Below are 13,836 nucleotides of genomic sequence, written 5' to 3'. Positions count from 1 at the left end.
TAGACTGACTGACATCCCCAGTCGATGGACGTCACCTCATGAGCGATTACCTTCACGACGTCAGGTCGTTCGGTGCCGTCGGCGACGGTCTGGCCAATGACACCCAGGCGTTTCGCAGGACCATCGAGCATGCCACCCTCAACGGCGGCAAGGTCGTGGCCTGCGGGCGCTTCAGGATCAGCGGCTACGTCACCATCACCTGTGACTGTGACTTCTCCCAGGCCACCCTGGTCATCGACGACGCCTGCCTCACCATCGCCCATACCCGCGACTGGCTGGATCAGAACCAGCGCAGGATCACGCTGTTCGACAAAAGCGCGCTGGTCGAACTGCAGTCCAGCCTGCGCGGCGTGCTGGACGACGAGCTGATCGAGGACTTCGAGAACGCCTACGTGCGCATCGACAGCGAGGGGGAAAACGCCATCTATGTCTATCGCTCGCTGGGCAGCAGCACGCAGCGCAAAGGCACGGTTTCCCTGATGAAAAAACATGGGCGCCTGGCCTACGCGCTGAACCACGACTACCGCAATGTCGAGACCGTCACCCTGACCTTGCGCCGCCTGCCGCACAGACGCCTGACCTTCGTCTGCCCGCAGTTCGAGATCCTCAGGCATCCGACCGCAAACTATCTGCTCCAGGTCAGACGCGATCTGGTTTCGGTCATCAACTTCAGCATGACCCACAGCGCGCCCGACACGGATACCCCCACCTACTACGCCATGATCGGTTGCCATGAGTGCTACGACGTCACCTTCGAGCACACTCATACGCCCGGTTACGGCAACCCCAACAACGAACCGGGCGTCGCTGAAAAGGTCCGCTACGACATCATGCTCGGCCATGCCTTGAAGGTGCACTTCGACAATGTCAGTTCCAATACCGGCTGGAGAAGTATCGACGGCAACCACTCCCGCGACATTCGCATCACCAACAGCAACCTGTACGGCGTGCACGGGCATTTCAATCTGGCCGACATCACCATCGAGAACTGCCGGATCTTCAGCGGCGGCATTTCCATCGGTACGGGTGCGCCCGACGCCTGCCTCACGGTGAGGAACTGCGTCTTCACCTCCAAAGGCGGCGGCGCGGTCTCGATGCGCCCCGACTATGGCGAACTGCGCGGGCGGGTGGTGATCGAAAACTGCCAGTTGCTGATGTCCTCGCTGACCGACGAAGGCCGCGTCGCCACCATCCTGAGCCTGGCCGACAGCGCCATCAAGGCGACCGACCAGCCCAATGTCTACGCCCTGCCGACGTCCATCGTGATTCGCGACATCCTGGTGTATTGCAAGGGCGCCTGCTCGATCCTCGCCATCGGTGGCGATGAGTACAACGAACGCCGCCGGCTCAAGGCGCCCCGGGACATCACCATCGAAAACGTCAAGACGATTTCCCGGGACAGGGCAAACCTGCTGTTCGACTATCGCTTCGTGCCCTATGACGCCGAAACGGTCGATCCGACCTCGATCACCCTGAGAAACATCGACAATCTTTCCGGCAAGGTCGTCGTGCAGATGCTGGGCGCGGCCTCCGGCCAGACAACGCACCTGCAGTACCGGCTGCATCTCGAGACGATCAGCAACCTGGCGCTCACCGTGGTGGGCGGTCGTCGCTCGACGCTCGGCGTTCGCGAGTGTTCCTTGCTGCGCCTGGACTGCTATCACGGCGGCCCGGCCTGGTTGAAGGCGCTGTCGGTGAGCGATTGCCGGTTTCACTTCGCGAATGATTTCGATCCGGACGCTACCCTCATCACCTCGAAATACATCCAGAGCATGCGTTTTTCCGGCTGTCTGTTCGATGCCTCGCAATACCGCGCGCAGACCGGCAGGCTGCTGCCCCTCACGTCCTTGACCCATCTGGTCAGCGGCTGCATGAGTATCGACTGCCATGGGGTCAAGAGCCTCGACGAAGGGCGCGGCCTCAAGGAACTGGTGCCCCTGCCAGGCACCGAGAACTGTTTCACCAGCGAGGCCGACGGTACCCTGCGTCCGCTGTCCGCGCCCTGATCAGCGTCGGGTTACCGTTTCATGCAGCGCTGATAACGCTCATCGACCCGCTTGGCGAACCAGGCCGTGGTCAGCTGCCGGGTAATCTTCGGACTCTCCAGGCGGATCCCCGGCAGCACCTCCCGCGGCACGCGCTTGCCAGCCTGCTTGTCCGCCAGGGCGAAGACCTGCTGGTACAGGCGGGTCTCCTCGAACGCCGCCCCCTCGCCCTTCTCCAACTGCTCGCGCAGGGTCGGATTGCGCATGCCGAAGCGCTCGCCCAGCAGCCGCGCGGCTTTCTCGGTACTCCCCGGCAGGATCGAACCATGGGCGATCAGGTCGCCATCCAGTGCCAACTGCGCCCCGGTGACCCGACTCAAGGCGCTCTGGAAGGCCGCGTTGCGACTGGCGTACCAACCGGCATTGAAGTCGGCGAAGCGATACAGCGGCCGCGCATAGTTGGCCGGGTAGCCGAGCAGGTGGGCGATGCCGAAATACATCCCGCCACGCCGGCTGAACACCTCCTGGCGAATGCTGCCGTCATGGGCGTAGGGATAGTCGCGGGCATTGGCCTCGGCGAAGTCGATGCTGACCTGCATCGGCCCGCCGGTACGCACCGGATTGAAACCGCCAAGCAGGGTCTTGCCCAACGGCAACGAGCCGATCAGCTCGCCATACAGCTCGCTCAGTTCACGCTCGCTGCGCACCGCGGCAAGACGCTGGTTCCACGTCTTGCCGTTGCCCGAACGGCTGTCGAGGGCGACATCCACCAGCATTTTGGGAACCAGGGCTTTCGCCGCGCGACGATCGATTTCCTCGCGGGCGATGCGCCCGAGGTTGGGCACTTTCGGATCGGCGCTGAAGGTGGACTCCTGCTCGGTCACCGCCAGCACCGCGCAGATATTGGACTGGCTGGGAGCGAGCTTCTGCGCGGTGAACGCGGCCTGGATATCCCGCGCCCAGCCCGGGCGGTCGGCGACGCTGGCCGGCAGCAAGGCGGCGACCCGGGCCCGCACCTGTGCCTCGGACAACGCCGGCTCCTCGCCGCCGCGCGGGCCGACGCAGCCGGCGAGCAGCGCCAGCAGGCCGAACCCCAACCAGCGGGGCACGCCGCTCAGGGCTGCTCCCCGACCAGGAAGGTCTTGCTGATCTGGCGGAACTTCTCATGGCTGGAGCTGCGCATCAGCTCGAACAGCACCATCTCGCGGGTGACGATCTGCGCGCCGGCGCCCTGCATGCGCTCGAGCCCGGCACTCTTGCTGGCGGCCGTGCGACTGTCGCAGGCATCGGCGACGACAAATACCTGCTTGCCGCTCTCCAACAGCTCCAGCACGGTCTGCAGCACGCAGACATGGGTCTCCATGCCGCAGACGATCACCTGCTCGCGCGCCAGCAGCGACGCCGGCAGGCATTCGCCGGCGACACAGGAAAAGTGCAGTTTCTCCACCACCGTGGCCCCCGGCGCGGCCTCCAGCAGGCTGCCCACGGTAGGCCCGAGGCCCTTGGGGTATTGCTCGGAAATCACCGTCGGCAGGCCCAGCTCGGCGGTGGCGGCGAGCAGCCAGCGGGTCCGCGCCAGGGTACCGGCGGGGTCGCTGACCGCGCCGATGAGTTTCTCCTGGACGTCGATGACCAGCAGCGTGGCCCGGGAAGCGTCGATCAGCATTGCGCAAGTTCCTTGCAGTCGGAAATGCTCCCGACTATGCGGCGCTAGGCGCTCAGACGCAATGGCTGCAGCGCGCCGGCCAGCGCCGCGAGGACGCGCTCCTCCTGCTCGTGGATGAAGAAGTGGCCGCCGGGGAACATCGTCAGGGAGAATTCGCCCTGGCTCTCCTGGCGCCAGGCCAGCAACTGCGCCTCGCTGGCCCGGTCGTCCGCGCCGCCGAACACGTGCAGCGGGCAGCGCAGCGGCGGACGCTGGCGATAGACGTAGCGCCCGCAGAGGAGAAAATCGGCGCGCAGGATCGGCAGCATCAGCGCCATCAGTTCCTCGTTGGCCAGGACTTCCTCGGATGTCCCCTGCAGGTCGCGCAGGTCGCGGATCAGTTCGGCATCGCTCTTCGGCTCGCGCCACTCGGGACCGTCATAGCCTTCACGGCGGCTGGGCGCGGCGGTACCGCAGGCGAACAGCGCCACGGGGGGCGGACAGCCCAGCGCCTGCAGCTCATGCGCCAGCTCGCAGGCGAGCAAGGCGCCCAGGCTGTGGCCGAGGATGGCATACGGGCGATGCGCAGCCAGGCTCTGTTCGCTGGCCAGTTGTCGGGCCAGGGCGGCGAGATCGGTGCTCAGCGGTTCGGCCAGGCGTGCGCCACGGCCCGGCAGCTCCACCGGGCGCACCTCGATCCAGGCCGGCAGCTTGCGCCGCCAGCGGCTGTAGACCATGGCACTGGCGCCGGAATACGGCAGGCACAGCAGCGTCAGTGACGACATCAGGAGGCTGCCGCCGCCATTTTCTGGCGCAGGCTCAGGGGACGCATGTCGGTCCACACCTCGTCGATGTAGGCCAGGCAGTCCTTCTTCAGGCCGCTCTTGCCCACCGCACGCCAGCCCTGGGGAATGGCCTTGTAGTCAGGCCAGATCGAATACTGCTCCTCATGGTTGATCACCACCTGGAACAGGATGTCGTCGCGATCGAAAACGGAAGTCATTGCCGGTCTCCTTCTGAAAAATGGGATTGCCCGTGACGCGGGACAACTGGCTGGATAACGAATCCGCGTCACGGAAAATTAGCCCTTTCGCTCAGGAGAAATGCACCAGGTAGCTCACCGCCAGGTGATCGGACGGCCCGGGGGCCTCCACCACCCCCGGTTGCACCGGTTCGGTGGTGCCGTTGACCAGAGCGTAATCGAGCATGTGCTCGGGCGCCGTGGCCGGGTGGGTATTGCCGCTGGCCGGATAGATGCGCGCCAGGCTTTCCGGCGAGACCCAGTTGCCCCCACCCGTTCCCGGCGGGCGCGGATCGCGGTTGAAGTCACCCAGCACCGCATAAGGCGTGTCGGTGTGCCAACTGATCTCGCGGACCAGCCGCGGTGCGTTGGCGCCGCCGCCGGACAAGGCGTGGACGTTGTACACCGTGACCTCCTGGCGATTCACCGCGCCCTCGCCGCGCCGACGCAGGCGCAGGCCCAGGGCCGGCCGGGCCACCGGCAGCGTACCGGACTCCCACACACCGTCGGCGACCACCCGTACATCGCGTACATCCAGCTGGGCGCTGGAGCGGACCACGATCGCCAGATTCACGCGCAGACGCTGCACGTCGAGAAAATACACCTGGTACGACTCCGGGCGACTGCTGGTGCCGGCGTGCCACAGGTACTGGTCGACCTCCTGGACCATGCCGAACTGATCGGCCACCTGGCTGCGCAGCACCAGCTCGGCGGAACTCGGCGGGGCGCCGGCCTCCTGGATCACCACCACGTCGTGGCGCCGGGCCAGTTGCAGCACATAGGTGCGCCATTTGTTTTCCGCGGTGGCCGCGGTGCCCTGCATGTTCCAGGTGACCAGGCGCAGTTCCAGGCCCACCGAGGCGCTGCGGGCCCGGCCGATCTCGATCAGCGAGGCGCCATCCTGGTGGCGGATGCGGCAGTGATAGTAGTCGCGCAGCCCGCCCTGCAACTGGAGCAACCCCTGCCAGGGCCCGTAGGCGGCGCCGATGATCGACTGCAGGGCGCGCAGCGGGTCGCCGATATCCAGTTCCAGCGGCCCGTTGTCGGCCAGCAGGCCGTTCATGGTCAGCACGTAGTGCATGCGATAGAGCACCAGCAACAGCTCCAGCCCGCGCTCGCGGCGTGGCTGGGCCAGCAGGGCGGCGGTGGCCGGGTCGTTGTACAGGCGACGCAGCAGCGCGCTCATGCGCTGGGCGAAACGGCACTGCTGCGCCTGGTTCGCGCTGCGCATGTACTGGCGGGAAATCACGTACGCCAGGTAGGAGGCCGTGGGCTGCGCGTTGTAGGGCGACGAGGCGAGCAGCTCGAAGATGTCGAGGAGGATGACTTCGGTTTCGTTGATGAATGCATCGTCAGTCAACCTGTCGACCAGGTGGCTGTCGATGTAGCGACGTATCGTGTTGTCGATTGGCATGGGCATGTCCCGTCGGCAAGGGTGGAGTGGTGGCCTGTACGCTTAATCGGGTTTGCCGCGGTAGAGGATGTTGAGCACGCCATCCTGTACCGCGGCGCCGATGCTGTTGGTCGCACCGAGGTGGGTGCTGACGATCGCCGGGCCGAGGACATTGCCGTCGTAGGCATACTGGTGGACGTTGTAGCTGGCACCGGCCTGTTTCGTATCGCCCGCCGCTTCGTTGAAGAACAGCTTGAGCAAGCCGTTGTGCACCACCGCCGCCGGCGGGTCCGGGTAGTCGTTGCCCAGCAGCAGCTGGGCACGGGTCCATTGCCGGATGCCGTCGTACTTGAGCAGGTAGAAGCCACCGGCTGCGTCCTTGTAGATCAGGTGGACCAGCCGCTGGTAGGTGATCGCGGTCGAGTCCAGGCGGGTGGCGATGCTGTAGTTGCCATCACGTTTCACCACCTCGGCGCGGTTCCACTCGTTGAGGTCGAGGGTTGAACGGCACCAGAGGTTCGTTTCGCTGCCGATTGCGTGATAGAAGAGCTGCAGGCGCCCTTCCAGCACCGCCGCCGACGGCGTCCCGGCGAGGTTCAGCGCCAGGGTGCGGGTCAGGACGAACAGCCCCGAGGCCTCGTCCAGGGTCAACAGCAGGGTCGTGCCCAGGGTGCTCGCGTAGATCACGTGCAACTGGTCCCTGAAGACAAAGATGCACGGCTGCGCCCGCGCGGGGGTATCGCTGACCGTGCCGGGTCCGCTCCACAGGCTGGCATTCGACGCCCGGCTGATGAACTTGACCCCGTCCAGGTCGCGCAGCCCATCGATGTAGACACAGTACAGGCGGCCCTTGAAGTGCACGGCGCGACACCCCTCTTCGGTGGTCGCCGCGGTCTTGTAGCTGTGGTCGAAAATGGCGTGGGGGCTCGAGGTGGTCCAGATCTTCTGCATGAGGCAGGCTCCGTCTGTTGGAAGAAGGCTCCACTTCAGCAACTTCGCCGCGCAGCGTCTGTCACCGCCAGGGCCGCCGGGCCATACGACAAGGCCCGTCGCGACAGGACAAAGCGCCGCCTGGCGCCCTTGGCTTTCCAGGGGAGTCGTGGCGCCGCAGGCGCTGTCTACACTGAGCCCACCCCACCTGCGAGCCTTGCCCATGAAACGCCTGGTCCTGCTGTTCTGCACTGCCCTGCTCAGCCTGTCGGCGCTGGCCGCCCCGCGCACGCCCATCCATTTCGGCGAAATCACCTGGGAAAGCGGCAGCTTCACCACCGAAGTGCTGCGCCTGATCGTCGAGCACGGCTACGGCTACCCCACCGATACCCTGCCCGGCAGCACGGTGAGCATGGAGGTGGCCCTGGCGCGCAACGACATCCAGGTGATCGCCGAGGAATGGGCCGGACGCAGCCCGGCCTGGGTCAAGGCCGAGCAGGCCGGCCAGGTGTTCGCCCTCGGCGACACGGTGAAGAACGCCGACGAAGGCTGGTGGGTGCCTGAATTCGTGATCAAGGGCGACGCCGAGCGGGGTATCACGCCGCTGGCCCCGGACCTGCGCAGCGTCGACGACCTCAAGCGCTACGCCGCGCTGTTCGCCGACCCCGAGGCCCCGGGCAAGGGCCGTTTTCTCAACAGCCCCAGCGGCTGGACCTCGGAGACCGTGAACAGCCAGAAGCTCAAGGCCTACGGCCTCGACGGGCTGTACAGCAATTTCCGCAGCGGTTCCGGCGCGGCCCTGGACGCGGAGATCACCTCGGCGATCCGCCGCGGCAAACCGGTGCTGTTCTACTACTGGTCGCCAACGCCGTTGATGGGCCGTTTCAAGCTGGTGCGTTTAGAGGAACCCACCTTCGACCCACAGGCCTGGGCAACCCTGACCGACCCCGCCAACCCGGCGCCCAGAGGCAGCCGCTCGTTACCGGCGAAGCTGTCGATCGGCGTGTCGAAGGCCTTCCGCGAGCAGTACCCGGACCTGGTGGACTTCTTCACCCGGGTCGACCTGCCGATCGACCTGCTCAACGCCGTGCTCGCGCGCATGAGCGAGCAACGCCAGGACCCGGCGCAGACCGCGCGCGCCTTCCTCAAGGACAACCCGCGGATCTGGGGACCCTGGCCGAGCGACGAGGCGCGGCGCAAGGTCGAGGCCTGGCTGGCCGGCCAGTGATCAGCGCCTAAGGCGACGACTCCAGGCGCAGTCCCTGGGCGTGGGTGAGCTCACCGACCAGTGCGGCTTCATCACGCTTGCGCTGCTCGACCAGGGCCTGGATGCGTTCGCTGGTCTGCACCGGCGTGTCGTCCGGATAGCGATCATCCAGACCCAGCACTTCGTCTTCGAAGGCCTCGCGCAGGGCTGTGAAACGCGCGGCATGCACGTCGCGCAGGTAGGCCAGCCAGAAATCCCGCTGCGCCGCGTAGTCCAGCAACGCCTGGCCGCTCTCGCCCTGGCGCACCCACGCCGCAGCGCGATCCAGCTCACCGGGCTGGAGACTGGCGGAACCGGCGTAGAGCATCTGCTCCGGTGCCAGCGGCAGGTCCAGGGTGTTGGCCAGGTTGAGCCGGTAGGCCAGGCGCACCTCCGCCTCATCCCGCGCACCGCTGTCGCGGCGGGCGAGGTTGTCCAGCTCCTGCAGCCGGTACAGGCGGCACATCAGGCGGTACAGCGCCGGCCCGCGCTGCTCGGCAGCCACGGCGCGCAGGGCCTGCTCCGTGAACACGAGGATTTCCATCTGGTTGAACTCCAGGCGGATACCGTCGGGGCAGGTATCGAAATCGCGCAATTGGCGCAGCGGCTCCTCGGCCATGCCATTGAGGATCAGGCGCAGCTCGGCGTCCTGGGCGCTGGCCGTGAGCACCTGCCAGACCCGTTCGAGCAGATCCGGGCGGGTCAGGCCATTGCGGTATTCGGCGGTATGCCGCAGGCGCCCGACCAGCCCCAGCAGATCCTCGGCATCGCCGCTGCTTTCCAGCTGTTGCCAGAGCTGGCGGCGCTGCTCGTTGACGGCGGCGCCCTGCTCCAGCAAGAGATCCACGCTGATCAGGTCCACCACCGAGCCCCCCACCGAACTGCCACCACCGGAGCTGGAGCCGCGCCAGCTGCTGCCGAGCCGGCGCAGATGCTCGGGCAGGTCCAGGTGAAAGGCATAGGGACGCGACAGGCCTTCGGAGAGATGGGCGGAGAACAGGGTTTCCTCGTTCAGGGGATTGCCTTCCAGGGATATTTCCGTGCTGCCACTGGCCGTCTCGGCGTTTTCCAGCAGATGCCCCGGCAGCGTGGTCAGGCGATTGTGGTTGAGGTTCAGCCACTGGATCCGCCCCGGCAGCAAGCCGTCGAGCCAGGCCGGCCAGTGGCTGATCTCCATGCGCTCGAGGCTGAGCAGGTTGAGCGACAGGCGGCTCAAGCGCGAAGCATCGCTGATCTCGCCCAGGCGGTTGCCCGCCAGGTCCAGCGAGGTGAGCCTGGGCATGTCCGCCAGCTCGTCGATGATCCGCTGATCCACCAGCAGGCCGGCATCGGTCAGCGCCAGCTGGCGCAGTTCGGCCAGCCGGCCGAGTGCCGCGGGCAGGCGGTCCAGCGCCGCGTGGGCGATGCTCAACTGCTCCAGGCGGTCGAAGCGCGCGACGAAGGCGTCGAGCTGGGCCAGGTCACCGCCGGGGCGGATCAGTTCCAGGCGACTGATGCGGCTGAAATAGAACCCCGGCAGGCTCGGTGGAAAGTCCTCCAGGCGCAGCTCTTCGAGGACCAGCGAGCGCACCGTGGAGCCATCGAACTGGGTGACCCAGCCCGCCAGCAGCGCATCGCCGAGCGAACGCCGCGGCGCCAGGCGCTCGGCGTTGCCCGCGCGGCTGCTCGCCAGCCAGTCGTCGATGGCATCGGCGAGGGCCTGGCGTTCGCTCATCATGCCTTCGACGATGCTTTCCACCGCCGGCGGAAAATCCATCTCGAAGATGAACCGACGCCCGCCCCAGGCGCTGGCGCGAATGCCGATCAGGGCCTGATGCGAGAACAGATTGCCGCGCAGGGCAAGCGTGGTGCTGTGCGCAGCCTGCGCGGGGTTGACCCGCAGCGCCGCGGGCAGGCCGGTGAGGCGGTTGTCGCGCAGCGACACCCGGCCGATACCCTCGAGGACATCGCTGTCCAGCCACTCAGGCCAATGCTCCAGGCCAAGGCGATCGAGGCCGAGGAAGTCCAGGTCGAGGCTGTCGACCAGGCGCACCGGCAGGTGGCTGAGACGGTTGCCGCTGAGGTCGAGGTGGCGCAGCTCGCCGAGCCGGCACAGCTCGTCCAGGAGCTCCTGCGCCAGCGGCAGGTGCAGATTGATCAAGCGCAGTTCGGCCAGGCGCGGATAGGCCCCGACGACGATGCGCGGCAGGTCGAGCAACGAGTGGCCCTCCATGCCATCGATCTCCAGCGCGGTGACCCGCGGGAAGGCGCGCAGCAGTTGCTGCAGGCGGTCCTCGTAGCGCAGCACCCCCGCGTCGTCGGGCAACAGGGTCGCCGGCGGCACCGTGACGCCGGACAACTCCAGGGCCTGCACACGGGCGCGGAAGAACGCCGGCAGCTGGCTCGGAAACGCCTCCAGCGACACCGCGAACAACCTCAGCGGCACGCCGCTGCGGCCGATTTCCGGGAGCAGGTTGTCGCGCCAGTGCTGCCAGAGCGACAGTTCGATCAACTGGCGGTCGCTGAGTAGCGTCGTGCTGTCGGGCGCAGGCCGCGGCGCCTCGCCCAGCGGCAGCAGGTCGCGCAACTGCTCGCGCTCGTCGAGCAGGGTCTGCAGGCGCGCATCGATCGCCTCGGGGCTCAAGCGCAGCGCACGCAACTGCTGCAGCAGGTCGCGGGGGAACACATCCGGCAGCTCCAGCAGGCGAATCTGGTCGAGCAATGTGTTGTCGCTGACCAGCGGGGCCAGGCGCCCGCGCCCGCTCAGCGGATAGCCGGCCCGGCCATTGGCCAGGCGCATCGGCGAGCGCATGGCCGGCCTGACCGGCTGCATGTGCAGCACCCGGCGCAATTGCCGGCGCTCCAGCGGCGACGCCAGCACCCTGCGCCGCAACGCCGCACCGTCCTGCCCCGGTGCGATACCGAGGGACGCACGCTGCGCCACGGTCAGGGTGCGCAGCACGACATCGAACAGATCGCCGGCGGCCCGTTCCGGCTCCTCCGCGGTGCGATAGCCCTCGACCGTCTTCACCAGCACCCGTTGATGCACCGCCGGCAACGGGCCAATGCTGTCGAGCAACGGACCGTTGGCGCGCAGCGCGCGGATCTCGATGCGGTATTGCTCGGCCCAGCCCGGCAGCGCGGCAAGACTGTGAAGGATCAGCCGGGTGCTGTCGTTGTTACCCAGCGGGCTCAGGTACAGGCCTTCGTAGGCCCGCGCCAGGCGCACGCTCTGCAGGTACAGGCGCGCCTCCTCGGCCAGCCGTGGCGGTACCCGTTGCGTCTTGAGCACGGCCCGCTCCGCCGCGCTGGCGTGGGTCAGCAGTTCCTGCACGATGCGCCGCGGCAACCCGCCGAAATCGCGCAGGATGACCAACTGCTGAGCACTCGGCGGCGCTCCCGGGGTGCGGTAGCGCTCGTTGAACCAGTGCACCTGCTGTTCGTTGCCGAGGACCTCGCCGCTACGCAGCAGGCTGCGATGGATCTGGAAGCGCTCCAGGCAATCGAGGAGCAGGGCCGGCGGACGCTGGCCATCGACCAGGGCCTGGCGCAGCTCGGCTTCATGGCAGCCGCTGATGACCAGCAGTTGCCGGGCCTGGACCTCGTCGAGCCCCTCGGCCAGCAGGCCGAAGCGCTGGAACAGCGCCAGACCCGCCCACTCCCGCGGTCGGTCGAGCTCGTGCAGCCAGACCCCGCCACCGTGGTAGCGCACCGCCGGGCGGTAGGCGTCGAGGCGCCAGGGGTGCTCGAGGTAGGTGCTGCCATCGGCCCGGGCGGCCACCGCGTGACAGCGCCCGTCCAGCATCAGCCAGCGCTTGCCCTGGTAGGTGTAGAGGCCGCGCGCATCCACTGTCGACTCGGCCGGCAGGCTGAGGTCATGGGCGAACGAGGTCAGGTCGCGCGACCACAGGCGCGTCGCGCCGTTGTCCAGGCGCACCGGATGCAGCGCCTCGGGCAGCGCCGGCAAGGCGCCGCCGGGGCGGCCCGGGACAGGTGTGCCAAGCGCGCCGAGGGCGGCCACCAGGGCGAGATTCTCCACCACGTCGAGCAGGTAGACCCAGGCCTGCTCGCGCTCGTCGCGGGTCCAGTCGCCGATGCCTTCGTAGACCTCATGGGCCAGCTGCGCGGTACCGAACACCAGCATCGCCGCGCCCACCACAGGGACCGCGAAGGCCAGCGCATTGAGGGCGACCAGGCCCGCCTGGGCGAAATAGGCGAGCTTCTGCTCCAGGCTCTTGTGGTCCTGCGTCGCCGTCGGCACCGCGAGAAACAGCCCGTCGTCCTTGAGCCCGGCGATTTTCCGCTGCAACAGTGCGGTCATCAGCGGTGTGCCCAGGTTGCCCTCGCGAAACGGCAGGCTGGCCTGGCGGTCGAGCACCTCCTCGTACCAGCCACCGGGATTCCACACCTTGGGGTGAAACGCCTGGCGCAGCTTCTCCAGCAACTGCGCGCGCTCGCGCAGCGGCATGAAGCGCTGGAAGAACGTCAGGTAGTCGGCCTGCAGCAGACGGTCGCGCAGGCGTGCGAGGAAATCCTGGAACGAGGCGTGTTCACGCAGCGGCTCGAGCGGATCGTCAGGGATGTACACCACGATCGGCTCAGGTGCATCGCGCGACGTACGATCGCCGCCGAAGACCACGATGCCGCGCAGCTCGACCCCCCACAGGGTCAGGCAGTCCGCATTGAAGGCGACGTCGGCGACCGTCGCCGCGCGCCCCTTGGCCAGTTGCCCGACCGCCTGGTACAGCACCTCGCCGACCTTGCCCTGCAGGCGTGCCAGGTGCAGCAGCAACAGCAACCCGGACTGTTCGTGACGCTTGAACAGCTGCTGTCTCGCGGCCTGCGCCGGTCCATCGCCCTGGCCGTTCGCGCCCTGCTCGGCGAAGGTCTGGCGGATCCGCTCCTGGTACAGGCGCCCGAGATCAAGCTCGCGGCACAGCGCGGCGAACGCCTCGGGGGCGATGGCCAGGTCGCTGCCCTCCCAGAGGGACTGGCCCGGCGCGACGGTGAAGATGCGCGCCTTGGTCAGCGCCAGATCCATGCCACCCGGCGCGCTTTCCCAGGCCTCGAAATTCTGCAGGGCGACCGTCAGCAACGGCTGGCAGGCCAGGCGAAATGCCTTGAAGTTTTCCACCGCCCAGTCCCGTGACGCGGCAAGAAACGAGTCGTCCGAGTACATGCGCCGTGGGTTGAACAGCCAGGTTTGCCGCAGGTCCAGGTCGAGACCGAAGCGCTCCCGCAGGGCCGCCTCGAGCAACGGCGCGGCGAAGCGCTGCGGGTCGCTCAGGTCGTGCAGCCAGGCCGCGACGCGAACGTCGAGGGCGGCATGTTCGCGATAGTCGTCGTGCAGGTGCGCGACCACCTGCGGCATCTCGCTGATGGCCCGACTCACCCAGGGGATCGCTTCCCGGGCCTGCCCGGCCAGGCCGCGCCGGGCCTGGCTGGTGGTCTGCAGCAGCCAGGACGGAGCCCGGTCGGCTATCGCAGCATACGCCTGCCGATCCCGGCTCGCGCGTTCATCCGGCAGCGCCGGGGGTCCTTCTGGTATCGCCATGTCAATCACCATCCTTGCTGATCGGGCGCTCCAGACTAGCCAGCGGACAGCCGCGCGAACACCGCGAAATTCTTGTCGGCCAG

The 13,836-nt window shown here is 67.4% G+C and carries 9 protein-coding genes; 2 read left to right on the top strand and 7 right to left on the bottom strand.

What is annotated here, in order from left to right; translation table 11 throughout:
- Nucleotides 1-38 precede the first annotated feature (38 nt).
- Nucleotides 39-2,006, top strand: coding sequence for a hypothetical protein (locus RTI28_RS15450; protein ID WP_316921245.1), 1,968 nt, complete (start codon nt 39-41; stop codon nt 2,004-2,006).
- A gap of 11 nt (nt 2,007-2,017) precedes the next feature.
- Here RTI28_RS15450 and RTI28_RS15445 read toward each other — a convergent pair whose 3' ends face one another.
- The 6 genes from RTI28_RS15445 to RTI28_RS15420 form a co-directional block, all read right to left on the bottom strand.
- Nucleotides 2,018-3,094: a DUF1615 domain-containing protein gene (locus tag RTI28_RS15445; RefSeq protein ID WP_316921244.1), complete on the bottom strand. Its 1,077-nt coding sequence runs from the start codon at nt 3,092-3,094 to the stop codon at nt 2,018-2,020.
- Between the two features lie 5 nt (nt 3,095-3,099).
- On the bottom strand, nt 3,100-3,651 hold the full coding sequence (locus RTI28_RS15440; protein ID WP_316921243.1) for a hydrolase: 552 nt from the start codon (nt 3,649-3,651) through the stop codon (nt 3,100-3,102).
- Between the two features lie 44 nt (nt 3,652-3,695).
- The gene (locus RTI28_RS15435; RefSeq protein ID WP_316921242.1) at nt 3,696-4,415 is read right to left on the bottom strand and encodes a thioesterase II family protein; all 720 of its coding nucleotides are present in this window, start codon (nt 4,413-4,415) and stop codon (nt 3,696-3,698) included.
- A complete protein-coding gene (locus RTI28_RS15430) occupies nt 4,415-4,633 on the bottom strand; it encodes an MbtH family protein (protein WP_316921241.1) in 219 nt (72 codons plus the stop codon). Before RTI28_RS15430 ends, RTI28_RS15435 begins: the two co-directional genes overlap by 1 nt.
- A 91-nt stretch (nt 4,634-4,724) precedes the next feature.
- Complete coding sequence (locus tag RTI28_RS15425; RefSeq protein WP_316921240.1) at nt 4,725-6,065, bottom strand: endonuclease/exonuclease/phosphatase family protein; 1,341 nt, start codon at nt 6,063-6,065, stop codon at nt 4,725-4,727.
- Between the two features lie 42 nt (nt 6,066-6,107).
- The gene (locus RTI28_RS15420; protein ID WP_316921239.1) at nt 6,108-6,995 is read right to left on the bottom strand and encodes a hypothetical protein; all 888 of its coding nucleotides are present in this window, start codon (nt 6,993-6,995) and stop codon (nt 6,108-6,110) included.
- Nucleotides 6,996-7,197: 202 nt separating this feature from the next.
- On the opposite strand from RTI28_RS15420, the gene RTI28_RS15415 reads away from it, so the two are divergent.
- Nucleotides 7,198-8,202 (top strand): ABC transporter substrate-binding protein, encoded by a 1,005-nt coding sequence (locus RTI28_RS15415; protein ID WP_316921238.1) that lies wholly within the window; start codon nt 7,198-7,200, stop codon nt 8,200-8,202.
- A gap of 7 nt (nt 8,203-8,209) precedes the next feature.
- On the opposite strand, the gene RTI28_RS15410 is transcribed toward RTI28_RS15415, so the two are convergent.
- A complete protein-coding gene (locus tag RTI28_RS15410) occupies nt 8,210-13,753 on the bottom strand; it encodes an NEL-type E3 ubiquitin ligase domain-containing protein (protein WP_316921237.1) in 5,544 nt (1,847 codons plus the stop codon).
- Nucleotides 13,754-13,836 lie beyond the last annotated feature (83 nt).

Origin of the sequence: Pseudomonas sp. zfem002, assembly GCF_032621685.1 — a bacterium.
GTDB classification, from domain to species: Bacteria; Pseudomonadota; Gammaproteobacteria; order Pseudomonadales; family Pseudomonadaceae; genus Aquipseudomonas; species Aquipseudomonas japonica.
This window is presented reverse-complemented; position numbering and strand designations above follow the sequence as displayed.